Annotated in this window: 13 protein-coding genes and 1 pseudogene; 11 read left to right on the top strand and 3 right to left on the bottom strand. The window is 59.0% G+C overall.

The features are described 5' to 3' along the window. Window positions 1-246: pseudogene (locus C9413_RS14420) on the top strand (SAM-dependent methyltransferase); the annotation flags it as partial. Window positions 247-1039: 793 nt separating this feature from the next. On the opposite strand, the gene pobA reads toward C9413_RS14420, so the two are convergent. Then, entirely contained in the window at window positions 1040-2212 is a 1173-nt protein-coding gene (gene pobA, locus C9413_RS14410) for a 4-hydroxybenzoate 3-monooxygenase (protein WP_040115211.1), read from the bottom strand. Between the two features lie 111 nt (window positions 2213-2323). Here pobA and C9413_RS14405 point away from each other — a divergent pair, with 111 nt between their 5' ends. Next, on the top strand, window positions 2324-3205 hold the full coding sequence (locus tag C9413_RS14405; protein ID WP_040116525.1) for a helix-turn-helix domain-containing protein: 882 nt from the start codon (window positions 2324-2326) through the stop codon (window positions 3203-3205). Window positions 3206-3241: 36 nt separating this feature from the next. Here the strand turns inward: C9413_RS14405 and C9413_RS14400 are convergent, their stop codons facing one another. Beyond that, window positions 3242-3997, bottom strand: a complete 756-nt coding sequence (locus C9413_RS14400; protein WP_040115212.1) for an IclR family transcriptional regulator — start codon at window positions 3995-3997, stop codon at window positions 3242-3244. A gap of 157 nt (window positions 3998-4154) precedes the next feature. On the opposite strand from C9413_RS14400, the gene C9413_RS14395 reads away from it, so the two are divergent. The 6 genes from C9413_RS14395 (at window position 4155) to C9413_RS14370 (ending at window position 10980) form a co-directional block, all read left to right on the top strand. Next, entirely contained in the window at window positions 4155-4862 is a 708-nt protein-coding gene (locus C9413_RS14395) for a 3-oxoacid CoA-transferase subunit A (protein ID WP_040115213.1), read from the top strand. Continuing rightward, complete coding sequence (locus C9413_RS14390; protein ID WP_040115214.1) at window positions 4859-5563, top strand: 3-oxoacid CoA-transferase subunit B; 705 nt, start codon at window positions 4859-4861, stop codon at window positions 5561-5563. The genes C9413_RS14395 and C9413_RS14390 overlap by 4 nt, the downstream gene beginning before the upstream one ends. A gap of 10 nt (window positions 5564-5573) precedes the next feature. After that, window positions 5574-6779: a 3-oxoadipyl-CoA thiolase gene (gene pcaF, locus C9413_RS14385; RefSeq protein WP_040115215.1), complete on the top strand. Its 1206-nt coding sequence runs from the start codon at window positions 5574-5576 to the stop codon at window positions 6777-6779. A gap of 116 nt (window positions 6780-6895) precedes the next feature. Continuing rightward, the gene (locus C9413_RS14380; RefSeq protein ID WP_040115216.1) at window positions 6896-7690 is read left to right on the top strand and encodes an SDR family oxidoreductase; all 795 of its coding nucleotides are present in this window, start codon (window positions 6896-6898) and stop codon (window positions 7688-7690) included. A gap of 77 nt (window positions 7691-7767) precedes the next feature. Further along, the gene (glgX, locus tag C9413_RS14375) at window positions 7768-9921 is read left to right on the top strand and encodes a glycogen debranching protein GlgX (RefSeq protein ID WP_170250581.1); all 2154 of its coding nucleotides are present in this window, start codon (window positions 7768-7770) and stop codon (window positions 9919-9921) included. 15 nt (window positions 9922-9936) lie between these two features. After that, window positions 9937-10980 (top strand): DNA topoisomerase IB, encoded by a 1044-nt coding sequence (locus C9413_RS14370; protein WP_040115218.1) that lies wholly within the window; start codon window positions 9937-9939, stop codon window positions 10978-10980. A 48-nt stretch (window positions 10981-11028) separates the two neighbouring features. Here C9413_RS14370 and C9413_RS14365 read toward each other — a convergent pair whose 3' ends face one another. Beyond that, window positions 11029-11589: a type 1 glutamine amidotransferase domain-containing protein gene (locus C9413_RS14365; protein ID WP_040115220.1), complete on the bottom strand. Its 561-nt coding sequence runs from the start codon at window positions 11587-11589 to the stop codon at window positions 11029-11031. Between the two features lie 134 nt (window positions 11590-11723). Here C9413_RS14365 and C9413_RS14360 point away from each other — a divergent pair, with 134 nt between their 5' ends. The 3 genes from C9413_RS14360 to C9413_RS14350 all read left to right on the top strand — a co-directional run. Beyond that, on the top strand, window positions 11724-12215 hold the full coding sequence (locus tag C9413_RS14360; protein WP_040115222.1) for a cupin: 492 nt from the start codon (window positions 11724-11726) through the stop codon (window positions 12213-12215). 191 nt (window positions 12216-12406) lie between these two features. After that, window positions 12407-13366, top strand: coding sequence for a trypsin-like peptidase domain-containing protein (locus C9413_RS14355; RefSeq protein WP_040115223.1), 960 nt, complete (start codon window positions 12407-12409; stop codon window positions 13364-13366). A 666-nt stretch (window positions 13367-14032) separates the two neighbouring features. Then, a partial coding sequence (locus C9413_RS14350; protein WP_170250580.1) for a TonB-dependent receptor plug domain-containing protein occupies window positions 14033-15116 on the top strand: 1084 nt, incomplete at its 3' end.

Here is a 15116-nt window from a genome sequence, read left to right as displayed (position 1 = left end):
GTCGTGCTCGTGGAACCCTTCGCCAACGATCGGGTGGAAGACAATATCTCGCCGGTTGCTAGAATGTATTATGCGGCTTCTACGACGATCTGCTGCGCCCACGCAATTGCAGATGGCGGCCGTATGGTACTTGGTGCGCAGGCTGGCGAAGCCCGCCTGGCTGGAGTCTTCCGCAAAGCGGGCTTCACCCGTTTCCGCCGCGCTATGGAAACGCCGTTCAACCTGATCCTCGAAGCACGGCTCTAATCTGGCGATCGTACACTCAGCAGGAGTGGTCTGCATTGGGACGCAGTGCCTCTTCCGTGAAAACATCCGGCGGAGACCACTTGCCGGCCCAAAGGACCGGTGACTGCGTAGCCTCACGCCGTCCACCTCTGCAGATTTCGCAAGTTGCAGCCGCCAGATTGGAGAGCATTGCAAATGACATCAGCCACGAAACGGCCGCTCCGAACGGTGGAGCGGATGCTGCTCAAAATCTTGCGGGCCGTCACTGGAACTTTTGGCGGCAATGAGGAACCGCCAGCCACCAGTTGTGCGCTTTCGGCTCTAAATGATCACCTGATGAAAGACATAGGAGTTAGCCGCTTGGAAATCGATTTTGGCCACCTGGCACCCGCGGATCGTTGTTGTTTGGCATCTAGCATGAAGACAGGCACTCCTGGCGCTTAATGCTGCTAGACGGTTGCTCGGGGAGCGTCGGCTGCGCAGCGACCCTGCTCAACGAGCGATCCCGCCAAATCCCGGGACTTCTCAACTCACCAACCTCTCGGCGAGCCTTCGAAGTCGAAAGAATTCTGCGCCGCGAGTGCGGCAGCGCCCCTTGCCCATGAACTCGGAACCCAATCGGCGACGGGTTTCGGTTGGTGAAGAACGCGAATTCCTCCATTGTCCACGACGATGATCTCCGGATCGAACAGATTGACCATATCGGCCAGATGTCGCCCGATCCTCGAACACAGTCCGATGGAACCAAAAGTGTCAAGTCTTCTTGACGTTCGACGGATCTGACAAACTCATCGCGGAAAGCGAAACGCTTCGGCTAGTAGGGAAGTCCAACATAGTTTTCCGCAAGCGCTGTTGCGGCTGCCTGGGAATGCGTCAAATAGTCGAGTTCGGCTTCCTGGATCTTCTGGTCGAAGTCGCTCGCATCGGGGAACCGGTGCATCATCCTCGTCATTGACCAGGAGAAGCGGACGGCTTTCCAGACGCGGGAGAGCGCGCGTTCGGAATAGGCATCGATACCGGCATTCGAGCGATCCTGGTAGTGTTCGATAAGGCCGTTGAAAAGGTAGTGCACGTCGCTGGCGGCGAGGTTGAGGCCCTTGGCGCCCGTTGGCGGCACGATATGGGCGGCATCCCCGACTAAGAACAGCCGGCCGAAACGCATCGGCTCGGAGACGAAGGATCGCAGAGGTGCGATCGACTTTTCGAACGACGGTGCGGTGATCACTGCGTCTGCGTGATGAGTTGGAAGGCGGCGGCGGAGTTCCGCCCAGAAACGGTCGTCGCCCCAGTTATCGATTTTTTCATCGAGCGGGCACTGGATGTAATAGCGGCTGCGGGTCTGCGAGCGCATCGAACAGAGGGCGAAGCCGCGGGGATGGTTGGCATAGATCAACTCGTGGCTGACTGGCGGCACGTCAGCCAAGATGCCGAGCCAGCCGAAGGGGTAGACCTTCTCGAAGACGCGGAGCGAACTTTCCGGCACGGCTTTGCGGCTTGCACCATGAAAGCCGTCACAGCCGGCGATGAAATCGCAATTGATACGATGCGTGGTGCCGTCCTTGTTATAGGTGAGGCAGGGGTGCCGGCCATTGAAATCATGCGGCTGGACGTCAGCCGCGTCGTAGATCGTCAAAGCGCCAGTCTTTTCGCGATGGTCCATCAGGTCGCGTGTGAGTTCCGTCTGGCCATAGACCATGACGCGCTTGCCTCCGGTAAGCCCAAAGAGATCGATGCGGTGATCGCGACCGTCGAAGGCAAGCGAGAAGCCGTCATGCGGCAGGCCTTCGGCATGCATGCGGACGCCGGCCTTTGCCTGATCCATAAGGTTAACTGTGCCTTCCTCCAAGACCCCGGCACGAACGCGTCCGAGAATGTAGTCCTTGCCGACCCGGTCCAGAATGACGTTTTCAATACCCGCCTCCGTCAAAAGCTGGCCGAGCAGAAGTCCGGATGGCCCGGAGCCGATAATCGCAACCTGTGTGCGCATGCTTCCTCCCCGCGCTTGTCTTTCGTCAAATTCTCCTCTCAGGCAACAGTCCCGGCAATGGACTTTTCATCCGAGAAATTGCACAAATCGAACATCAAGAATGTGCGTGCGATGACGAAATTCGTTCCGACCTATGAGCTCTATGGCGAGAGTGCCGGTAAGAAGCCGGATTTCTGGGTGCATTGCGAGACTATTCCATCGCGCAGCAGCCTTCATCACTGGGAAATCCGGCTGCATCGGCATGAAAACTTCCTTCAGATATTGTACATCGATGCCGGGTCGGGCGATGCGATCTTCGGCCAGGAGCGGTATACAATCCGTCCGCGCTCGGTGATCACCGTACCGCCCGGCCTGAGGCACGGCTTCCGCTTTTCGAAAGATATCGATGGCTTTGTTATCACGGTGCTCGCCTCGCATCTGAAGGCCATACCTGGCGATCGCAGCTGGTTCGGGGAGTGGCTGGCGAAACCGCACCTGACGGAGCTCGATATGCAAAACGAGGATGCAGCTTACGTGGCGCGGACGCTCACGCGGTTGGGAGAAGAATTTTCGGGGCGACGGAGCGGCCGGAATGATCTGCTGGATGCCTATCTGACTTCCGCACTGCAACTGACGGCGCGGATTTGCGAAGGTGCCGAAAGTGAGATGGCCGATGAGAATAGCCGACGCATGGAGGTTCTAAGCGGCCTGATGCAGCAGCATCTAAGAGGACATAAGCCGGCCGTCTTCTACGCTCGCGCGCTCGGCATCTCGCCAACGCATCTGAACCGCATTGTCAAGGCTTCAATGGGACATAGCATGCACGAACTCATCGCCCGCAAGCTGACGGACGAGGCAAAACGCGAACTGGTCTTCACCTTCGGCAGCGTCCAGGAGATCGGCTACCGGTTGGGCTTTGCCGATCCGGCCTACTTCTCGCGCTTCTTTCTGAAACGGACGGGCGAGACGCCGCGCATGTGGCGTATGGCCGAGCGGACGAAGCTCGGAGTATGACTTCGCTTCGGCTTGCGGGGGAGGGCTTTTGCACCGCTATTTCAAAACCAGCCGCAAGGCCTTTTGCGTCTCGTGCAAAAGAGGCAGATAGCGCTCGGCCATTTCCGATGCAGGGGCGTGGGCTGCCGGCGCTCCGATGTTGATTGCCGCAACCGTCTGACCTCGATCGTTTTCGACCGGAACGGCGATGGAGCAAAGGCCGATTTCAAGCTCTTGATCGATGATGGCATAGCCTTTTGAGCGGATGCGGCGGAATTCGGCAATCAGGTCTTCCGGGTCTGTCTTGGTGTTCGGCGTGTTCTGCTTCAATTCCGTCCGGCCAAGAATAGCACGCGCTTCGCTTTCCGGCAGTGCTGCGAGCAGCACGCGGCCCATCGAGGCGCAATAGGCAGGCAGGCGGCTGCCAGGCGTCAGATTGATCGACATGACGCGGCGTTGCGAGGCGCGGGCGATATAGACGATCTCGCTGCCATCGAGAACCGAGGCCGAGGCGCTCTGTCCAGCCTTTTCGGACAATTGGTCGAGATGCGGTTGGATCTGCAGGGGCAAGGGCGTTGCCGAGAGATAGGCATGGCCGAGGCGCAGGATCTTCGGCGTCAATGTGAAGAACTTTCCGTCGTAATCCGCATAACCGAGCTCTGCGAGTGTCAGAAGCGAGCGGCGGACGGTGGCACGGTCAAGGCCGGCGAGCTTGGAAGCTTCTGTGATCGACAGACGCTGGTGCGTCTCACCGAAGGCTTCGATGACTTTCAAGCCGCGGGCAAAGCCGCTGACGAAATCCGTTTCCCGCATTTTGCTGCCCTCCGATCAGAATTTTAAGTCTGTGCGATATATGAACAAAAGTCAAATAGCGCACAAATTGTCTTGCCGCCGATTTCGTCTCGGCTTATTCGTTATCACGGGCATGGGAGGAGCGTGTCCCCGCCTATTCGGCAAGGAGAGATCCCGTATGGACAAGACAATCAGGAGCGCGGCGGAAGCCGTCTGCGAAATCAGTGATGGCGCCAGCATCATGATCGGTGGTTTTGGCGGCTCAGGGGCGCCGATCGAGCTTATCCACGCGCTCATCGACAAGGGGCCGAAGAACCTGAGCGTCATCAACAACAATGCCGGCAACGGCCGCATCGGCATCGCCGCGATGATCGACGCCGGCATGGTGCGGAAAATGATCTGCTCCTTCCCGCGTTCCTCGGATCCGCGTGCCTTCACGCAAAGATACCTCGCCGGGGAGATCGAGCTGGAACTTGTGCCGCAGGGGACGCTTGCCGAACGCATCCGTGCGGCCGGTGCCGGCATCCCGGCTTTCTACACGCCGACGGCCTACGGCACCGAGCTTTCCGAAGGCAAGATAGTCGCCGAATTCGATGGCAGGCACTATGTCCAGGAGCGCTGGTTGAAGGCCGATTTTGCGATCGTGAAGGCGCATATCGGCGACTTGCACGGCAATCTCACCTACAACAAAGCCGGCCGGAACTTTAACCCGCTGATGTGCATGGCGGCTGCAAAGACGATCGCACAGGTCTCGAAGATCGTGCCTGCGGGCGGGATCGATCCCGAACATGTCGTCACACCCGGCATCTTCGTCGACCGTCTCGTCGAGATATCCAATCCGCAGCAGGAAGAAGAGCTCGTTCGAGCCGGAGTGGCTTACCTATGACCGGCGATACCCGACCCGCGACGACTCGCGAAGACATCAAGCTTTCCAATGCTCAGATCGCCTGGCGTGCCGCTCAGGATATTGCCGACGGGGCCTATGTGAACCTCGGCATCGGCTTTCCCGAAATGGTGGCCCGCTACCAGCCGCCCGGTCGGCAGGCGATCTTCCATACCGAGAACGGTATCTTGAACTTCGGTGAAGCGCCACCTGTCGGCGAAGAAGACTGGGATCTGATCAATGCCGGCAAGAGGCCGGTGACGCTGAAGCTTGGTGCGTCCTTCTTCCACCACGCCGACAGTTTTGCCATGGTGCGCGGCGGCCATCTCGACGTCGCCATCCTCGGTGCCTATCAGGTTGCCCAGAACGGCGATCTGGCCAACTGGCGCGTCGGCAGCAAGGGCGTGCCGGCCGTCGGCGGCGCAATGGATCTCGTCCATGGGGCGAGACAGGTCTTCGTGATTACAGAACACGTCACCAAGAACGGCGAGCCGAAGCTCGTCGAAAGATGCACTTTCCCGCTGACCGGCGTCGGCTGCATCACGCGCGTTTATACGAGCCACGCCATCGTCGACATTGTGAAGGGACATTTCGTGCTGCGTGAGAAGCTGGCGGCGATCTCGATCGAGGAACTGCAGGCCATGACCGGCGCGCCGCTCCACGTCGAGGGGCCAATTGCCGACCTTGTCGTGCCGGAACTTTGAGGAAGAGACCATGAGCGACGCCTATATCTGCGACTATATCCGCACGCCGATCGGCCGTTTCGGCGGCTCTCTGTCATCAGTGCGCGCGGACGATCTCGGGGCTGTGCCTCTCAAAGCACTAATGCAGCGTAACCCATCGATCGACTGGGAGGCCGCCGACGACGTCATTTTCGGCTGCGCGAACCAGGCCGGCGAGGACAATCGTAACGTGGCGCGGATGTCGCTGCTACTTGCGGGCCTTCCGATTGCAGTCCCGGGGACGACGATCAACCGGCTCTGCGGCTCGGGCATGGATGCCGTCATCGCCGCGGCGCGCGCCATTCGCGCCGGCGAGGCGGAACTGATGATTGCAGGCGGCGTGGAGAGCATGTCGCGCGCACCATTCGTGATGCCGAAGGCGGACACGGCCTTTTCACGCAATGCCGAAATCTACGACACGACGATCGGCTGGCGCTTTATCAACCCGCTAATGAAGAATCAGTATGGCGTCGATTCCATGCCGGAAACGGGCGAGAACGTCGCCGAGGATTACAATGTCAGCCGCGAGGATCAGGATACCTTCGCACTGCGTTCGCAGGCTAAGGCCGCCGCCGCTCAGGCAAACGGCCGGCTGGCGAAGGAGATCACGACAGTCGTGATCCCACAGCGCAAGGGCGCCCCCATGGTCATCGAGAAGGATGAACATCCGCGCGCAACGACGATGGAGGCCCTAAGAAAGCTTGGCACGCCATTCAAGAAGGAAGGCGGCACAGTCACGGCGGGCAATGCATCTGGCGTCAACGACGGCGCCGCGGCATTGGTCTTGGCCTCCGAAGCAGCGGCGCGGAAGCATGGCCTGAGGCCGATCGCGCGTATCCTGGGCGGTGCTGCCGCCGCCGTGCCGCCGCGGGTCATGGGGATCGGACCGGTTCCGGCATCGCGCAAGCTGATGGCGCGACTCGGCATGACGGAGGATCAGTTCGATGTCATCGAGCTGAACGAAGCCTTTGCTTCGCAGGGGCTGGCCGTGCTGCGCGAACTTGGGATTGTCGATGACGATCCCCGCGTCAACCGCAATGGGGGCGCCATCGCGCTCGGCCATCCGCTTGGCATGTCGGGGGCGCGCATTGCCGGAACGGCTGCGCTGGAGCTTGTCGAATCGGGCGGGCGCTATTCGCTCTCGACGATGTGCATCGGCGTCGGCCAAGGGATTGCGATAGCTCTCGAAAGAGTTTGACGGCGCACAGCGGTTCTCGCTTTCGTGCGTTGTCCATCCGCAATTTCGCCTGCTAAGACGCTCGTCAAATCCATTTCACTATCTATTTCATGTCTTTTCGGGAGGCTTCTGCTGCCATGGCTAATCTTGCTCAATCACTCGCGTCCATAAAAATACCTGACCTGAACGGCAAAGCGGTGCTGATCACCGGTGCATCGACCGGTATCGGTGCGGCTCTTGCCCGGGCGTTCGCGGCGCAGGGCATGAAGGTTGGCATCCACTACAATGCAAGCCGCGAGCCGGCCGAAAAGCTTGCCGAGGAGATCAGAGCGACTGGTACCGTTGTGCATCTGGTGCAGGGCGACGTTTCAAAGGAAGGCGAGACCGAACGCGTTGTAGGGGAGACCGCTAAGACCTTCGGACATCTCGATGGCCTCATCAACAATGCTGGCGGCATGCTTGGCCGTAAGCCGACTGCGGAATATACCGACGAGCATTATGCCAAGGTAATGGATCTGAATGCCCGTTCTGTTCTTGCCGCAACGCGCGCCGCGCATCCCTGGCTTAAGAAGCAGGGCGGCTTCATCATCAATACCACCTCGATCGCTGCACGAAATGGCGGCGGCAACGGTGCGATTCTTTATGCGGCCTCCAAAGGCTTCGTCTCGACGATCACGCGGGGGCATGCCAAGGAGTTCGTCGGCGACCGCATCCGCGTCAACGCCGTCGCACCGGGCGTCATCGCAACGCCGTTCCACGAGCGCTATACCAACGACGAACAGATGGAGATGCAGCGCAAAACCATTCCGATGGGCTTTGTCGGTACATCGGAAGACTGCGTCGGTGCTTATCTGTTCCTCGCGTCGCCGACGCTCTCAGGCTACATCACCGGCCAGATCATCGAGGTGAATGGCGGCCAGCTCATGCCGTAGCGCCCTTGGCGCCGACGCAGGGAACTTTCGCACTGCGGTAACGTTTCCCGCTTGGCGATCCACCGAGCGGAGTGATTATGAGTTTTTCTTTTTCCGAACTCGACTTCATGAAGCCGGAACTGGGCGCCGAATATACCGGGACCGGGACTCATTTTGCTGTCTATTCCGCTCACGCCGAGCAGATCGATCTTTGTCTCTTTTCCGACGACGGCAAAAAGGAAACGGCACGCATGCCGTTGCCCAAGCGCGAGGGCGATATCTGGTCGGGCTATATCGCCGGTGTGAAGCCGGGCACCGTTTATGGCTATCGCGTAAGCGGACCCTATGATCCAGAAAACGGCCACCGTTTCAATCCCAACAAGCTTCTGCTTGATCCCTACGCCAAGCAGGTGATTGGCGATCTCAAATGGAACGATGCGCTCTACGGTTATACGATCGGAAAGGACGATCTCTCCTTCGACGAGCGCGACAGCGCGCCCTTCATGGTGAAGGGCGTGGTGCAGGATCCCGATTTCGACTGGGACGGTGATGAGGCAATCCGGCGCCCGTGGACGGAAACGGTCATCTATGAAACGCATGTGCGCGGTATGACGATGACGCATCCGAAGGTACCGGACAGATTGCGCGGTACCTTTCTTGGCATGTGCAGCGACCCGATCATCGATCATCTGACGAAACTCGGTGTCTCGGCCGTCGAATTGCTGCCGATCCAGTTTTTTCCGAACGACCGCTATCTGGAAGAGAAGCATCTCACCAATTACTGGGGCTACCAGACGCTCGGCTTCTTCGCGCCGCAGTCGCGCTACATGTCGAGCGACAAGATCACCGAGTTCAAGACGATGGTGAGAAAGTTCCATGCCTCCGGCATCGAAGTGATCATGGACGTGGTCTATAACCACACGGCCGAAGGCAGCGAGAAAGGTCCGACGCTTTCCTTTCGCGGCCTCGACAATGCAAGCTACTATATTCTCTCGCCTGACGATCCCCGCCACACCTTCGATACGACAGGTACCGGCAACACGCTGAACGTTGCCAATCCCATGGTGATGCGCATGGTGCTCGACAGCTTGCGCTATTGGGTTGGCGCCATGCACATCGACGGTTTCCGCTTCGATCTGGCGAGCACTCTCGGCCGGCAGGATATGGAATTCGACCGGCAGGGCATCTTTTTCAGCGCGATTCGGCAAGATCCGATGCTTGCCGGCGTGAAGCTGATCGCCGAGCCTTGGGATGTCGGCGAAGGCGGCTATCAGGTCGGCGGATTTCCCCACCCCTTTCGCGAATGGAACGACAAATTCCGCGATGACGTTCGACGTTTCTGGAAAGGCGACGGTGGCCAGGTGTCGGAGATGGCAGAGCGCGTTACCGGCTCGGCGTTGCAGTTCAATCATTCGGACCGTGGCTCGACATCGTCCATCAATCTGCTTTCGGCTCATGACGGCTTCACTCTGATGGATACGGTCTCCTTCAACGGCAAGCATAATGAGGCCAACGGCGAGGACAACCGCGACGGCCATTCCGACAATCATTCGGACAATATGGGTGTGGAGGGCGCGACCGACGACGCCGATATCTCTAACGCGCGCCGCAGGCGGCGGCGCAACATGATGGCAACGCTGCTGCTCAGCCAGGGCGTGCCGATGATCCTTGCAGGTGATGAGGTCGGCAACAGCCAGGGCGGTAACAACAATGCCTATTGCCAGGACAACGAAATCGGTTGGATCGACTGGAGCGGGCTTGACGATCCATTTCTGACCTTCTGTCAGAAGATGATTGCTTTCCGTAAGGCGCAGCCGGAGCTTCGGCAGGAGCGCTTCCTGACGGGTGAAACCGCAGAGGACGGACGGATCGAAATCGCCTGGTACAAACCGGATGGCGACTTCATGGACGATGGTGCCTGGAACGACAACGACTTGCGGGTCCTGAGCGTTTACGTGTCACGCAGTGTCCTCGCATCGGATGCGGAAAAGATGGATGGTCTTTTCATGGTGTTCAATGCTGGCGGTGATTGCGAAGTCACGCTTCCGGGAGTGAACGGCATCAAGACGTGGGAGCGGGTGGTCGACACTGGTGCCGACGATCCCTTCACGGTATTCGATCCGGAAAGCCCGGGGATGGTCTACCGTGAAAGCATTGCCGTCTTTGCGCCGAAGGGTGCCTCGGTGCCGCCGAAGAATGCCACAAAGACTGAGCGTCAGCGTTGGTTTCACTTCGGTCGGCGGAACAGTTAGCAATCGAACAAAGCGATGAGTGCTGAAGCCCTAAGTGACATTGGCCTGGTTTATGTGAGCGACACCGAACCCGGTATTAGCAGGCAGAGAAAGGGCCGAGGCTTCTGTTATCGGCTACCGGACGGCTCGCTGGTTTGCGAGCCGCAGCAGAAGCACCGTATCGCCGCACTCGGGCTGCCTCCCGCATACGAAAACGTCTGGATATGTCTGAAGGAAAACGGCCATTTGCAGGCGACCGGATTTGATGCACGGGGCCGAAAGCAATATCGCTATCACAAGGATTGGCAGTCCTTCCGCAGCACCGCAAAATTCGATCAGCTGATCGCTTTTGGCCACGCCTTGCCTAGGATACGGCGGCAGGTGCAGCGCGATCTTGAGGTTGGTGCGGACAATGTCCGCGGTGTCCTCGCGGCGTTGACGACATTGCTCGATGAGGCACATCTTCGCGTCGGCAGCCAAGCCTATCTTAAGGAAAACGGCACTTATGGTGCAACGACGCTGTTGAAGCGGCACATCACGCTGACGGAGGGCCGAATCGAACTGAAATTTCGTTCCAAGGGCGGAAAGCGTGTCCGGCGCAGTCTCAGGCATCCCAGATTGCAAAGGATGCTGGAAGAAATCGCCGACCTCCCCGGTCGCCAGCTTTTTATTTGGAAGGACGAGACGGGTACGTTGAAACCGATCGACTCCGGGCGTCTGAATAGCTACCTGGCAGAAATTTCAGGTATTGCGATCACCGCCAAGACCTTTCGGACGTGGGCAGGCTCGCTCGCCGCCTTCGCCGTTGCGCGCAATGCGCTCGAAAGGGGCAAGCGGCCGACGGTGAAGGACATGGCGGAGGCTTCAGCCGCCGTCTTGCACAACACGGCGGCCATCTCGCGCTCAAGTTACATTCACCCTTCCATCATCGCGCTCGCCGACAAGGACTATTCCGGAGGCGAGGGGATTCAGCGTTCCGCTAAGCCATTGTGGGGGCTACGGGCGGCGGAGAACCGACTGCTCGATTTCCTGTCTCGCGATCGGCAGTCGGCGGAGACGCCTGTTCGCAAAGCCTCATAAAAAAGAGCCCGCGCAGGGGTGCGCGGGCTCAGCGAACAGGAGGTCCTATCAAGCGGCTCGCTTCTCGTGGCGGCCTTCCTCGATCTCTTCGACGATCTTTGCTACGAATGCGTCCAGATCGTCCGGTGAACGGGAGGTGATGATGCCTTGGTCGGTCACGACCTTTTCATCTTTCCAGGTGGCGCCGGCGTTCTTCACGTCGGTCTTGATCGACCAGTAGGAGGTTGCCTGCCGGCCTCGCAACGCATCGGCTTCGATAAGCAGCCACGGTGGATGGCATATGGCGGCGACGACCTTACCGGATTTTACGAATTCGCGGACGACGCGCATTGCATTCTCGTCGGCGCGCAGCTTGTCGGGGTTAATCTGGCCTCCTGGCAGGACGAGGGCATCGAAATCGGCAACCTTTACCTCCTTTGCCAGAAGGTCGACACTGATGCTATCGCCCCAGTCGCCTTTGCTCCAGCTTTTGATGCTGCCCTCCCTGATAGAGGCAATCTTGACAGTTGCGCCACGCCTTTTCAGCTCCTCCTGCGGTACCCGTAATTCGGAGCGCTCGTAACCGTCAGTTGCAAGAACAAGAATTTTTGCAGAACTGATGGAAGGCATGGACGTGTCCTTTCCTGCTTCTGTTGAATTCGAGATGCATATGCACAACTACCCGAAGCGCGGTTGGTTCCCCAGATTTTCGGGACCCCTGGCGGCAATGGCGACTATCGTTCAGTGGACGAGGAGGCGCACATATGAAACCCGAAGCAATCCGGCTTGAACCCGGCAATGTCATTCCGAACAATCCGGCATTTCCCTTGCTGCTTTATCGCGGCGTGCTGAATGGTGACGACCGGGCAGCCGGCTTTGAAGCGTTGTTTGGACGAAACGGCTGGGGCAATATGTGGCGAAATGGCGTCTATCCGTTCCATCATTATCATTCGAAAACCCATGAGGCGCTGGGCTTTGCAATCGGTTCGGCGACGTTGATGCTCGGGGGGCCGACGGGCCTCAAGGTCGAGGTCCATGCCGGCGATGCGGCGGTATTGCCTGCTGGAACCGGCCATTGCCGGATTTCGGCAAGCAGTGATTTCCTGGTGGTCGGTGCCTATCCGGCTGGAGCCGATTATGACCTCTGCCGTGACGAGCCAACGCCGGAACAAATGAAACGGATTCAAAACCTCGCCGCGCCAATCACCGATCCCGTTACCGGCGGAAGCGGCGGGCTTATTGCGCTGTGGCGCTGAAATGCCGGTGGCCGCTCGCCGGGATTGAATTGGAGGCGGAAGGGCGGAATGTGTGGGGCTGGGCAGTGGCTTGATTAACATGGCCGCGAGCATCATTTGATTGCGATTAACCTATAGCTGACAGCTTCTTGCTCTTTTGTAGACGCTGCCGGTCATCAACGTGACGCATCCTGCGTCCGAGGAGTTTCTCAATGGGCATCATTGATCGCGACATCCAGCCGTCTTCGGACACCGGATTGCTGGATGCCTATTCTTTAGCAGTGTCTTCGTCGGTCGATCGTGTCGGCCCTGCGGTCGGTCGGATCGAAAGAGCCGGTGGGCGTGCCGCTCATGGATCGGGCTTTGCAATCTCGCCGGATGGCCTTGTCGTCACCAACAATCATGTCGTGGATGACGCCAAGAATATCCGGATCACCACGCCGGAAGGAGCGGTCGTCGAGGGCAGGGTGCTAGGACGCGATGCTGATACCGACCTCGCTTTGATCCGCGCGAACGACTGGACGGGTGCTTGGGCGAAACTGGGGGACTCAAAAAGCCTTAAGCGCGGCCATATCGCCATAGCAATCGGTAATCCTCTGGGCTTTGAATGGACGGTCACGGCAGGAATAGTATCCGCATTGGGTCGGTCGATGCGGGCGGCCAGTGGTCGTTTGATGGAGGACATCATCCAGACCGATGCCGCACTCAACCCAGGCAATTCCGGCGGTCCACTGGTGTCGTCTGCGGGTGAGGTGATCGGCGTTAACACCGCGATCATCCAAGGCGCGCAAAGCATCGCGTTCGCGGTCGCGTCCAATACGGCAAAGCATGTGGTCTCCGAGCTTCTACGCTTCGGTCATGTTCGCAGAGCCTATGTCGGCATTGCTGCGGACACCGTCGAGCTCCATCGAAGGATAGCTTTGGAAGCGGGCATCGTGCAAAAGACGGCCGTCCGACTTCGCCGCGTCGAGCCGGGCGGCCCAGCCGAGAAGGCGGGGCTGCAGGAGGGCGATTATCTCCTGTCAATCGACCGCCATCCGGTTTCGGGCGTCGACGACGTCGTGAGATTGATGGACGGAGAAAGGATCGACACGGACAGCGATTTCCTGATCTTCTCGGTGGCAGGCCGGATAGAAAATCGTACGGTCAGGCCGCATCGCAGGCATTCATAGCGCCACAAAGCCGTGAGTCATGTCATTGAGACAGCCCGGACATCAGTTCCGGCTCACGCCCTATTGCAGTTGGGGAAAGCCGGCGGTGAAGCGGCGCCAGCCTGTCACTGGTATCAATTCTCGACGATAATGCCGCCCGAATAGCCAGCAATGAAGGGACGGAAGGGGTAGCGCTGCCAAGGGAGCCCTAGTTCCGGCACGACGCAGTACACTAGAGGGAAGGCATAAGCAGCAGTCAGCGTAACCGAGCGGCTCCTCCATTACCGTCAATCGAACGCGCGGGATAAAGATGAGCGGGAAGCACCGCAAGGGTCGTCACAAACTGGCGGTTTGCCTCGATCCGCACCTGCTTCCAGACGGCGAGATAGTCAAGCATGTTACCGCAACGGCCATCAGAACGAGGCTCTTTGCCGGATCATGGTGGCGCCAAAAGGTCGCGAGGTGAAAGACTCGGTAGATCGTGAAGGTCTGACGCGGACCGAAGTCAAAGACCAGCGGCAGTGAAAAGCGCTTGTGCCGCGCCAATCTTTGGAGCGAAATTGCCTGATCCTTCGAATATGTTGACAATCATAGTCATGTTATCTAACACCCCTCAAACCAACGGCATCTTGCACCTGTCGAGGCAGGCGGAGTGTTTGATTGGTCCGCGCATGAGAGGGGCTGTGTATGGAACTGCGTGTAGGACTGCTGACTGTTTTGCTGGCGACGGTAAGTCGCGCCGCACTGGCGCAAGATGCCACGGCGCTGGAGCGCATCGAGATCAAGGCGGGGTCTTCGACATCGACGATGGGCACCGCTCCGGACGGATATCCGGGCGGACAGGTGGCGCGCGGCGGTCGCATTGGATTGGTCGGCAACCGAGACTTCATCGATACGCCGTTCAACATTACCAGCTACACAGCGCAGACGATCGAAACTCAGGGCGCTCAGACGGTAGCCGATGTCGTGGCCAATGATCCATCGGTGAGAAGCACCCATGCGTCCGGCGGTATGCTCGATTCCTTCTATGTCAGGGGATTCCCGCTCAACGAGGGGAACTTCGGCGAAGTCGCCTTCGACGGCGTATTCGGTGTCGCTCCGACCTACCGCCTGTTCACGGACTATGCAGAGCGCGTGGAGGTTCTTAAGGGGCCGACGGCGCTTCTTTACGGCATATCGCCGAACAGCAGTGTCGGCGGCACCATCAACATTGTGCCGAAGCGCGCTTCAGACGTCGACTTGACGCGGGTGACGACCGATTATGCTTCGGATCTTTACGGCGGCAGCCATCTGGACCTGAGCCGCCGTTTCGGCGAGGAACGCCAGTTTGGTGCGCGCTTCAACGGCAGTTTTCATGGTGGCGATACGCCGATCGACAATCAGTCGCGCGACATTGCGGTGGGCGCTCTCGCTCTCGACTACGAGGGCGAAGATCTAAGGGCGACGCTCGACTTCATTGGCCAGCGCGAAGACTTCGACGCTCCGCTGCGCCCGTTCTTTCCGATGGCCGGCATAGAAATTCCAGACGCGCCAGATGGCCGGTCAAATGTTCAGGAACCTTGGGAGTGGTCGAAGAGCAAGGACCTGTCCTGGCTGGGGCGCATCGAATATGATCTCAGTGACACCGTGACAGTGTTCGGTGCCGTTGGCGGCGGCAATTCGCGCGTCGAGCGTCTTTTCGGCACGCCAACCATTCTGAACTCCGCCGGCGACGTCAGCATTACGCCGCAGAATTTCATTTTCGATGTCGACCGGCTCACGGCCGAGACAG

Origin of the sequence: Rhizobium sp. SEMIA 4085, assembly GCF_013004495.1 — a bacterium.
GTDB lineage: Bacteria > Pseudomonadota > Alphaproteobacteria > Rhizobiales > Rhizobiaceae > Rhizobium > Rhizobium gallicum.
This window is presented reverse-complemented; position numbering and strand designations above follow the sequence as displayed.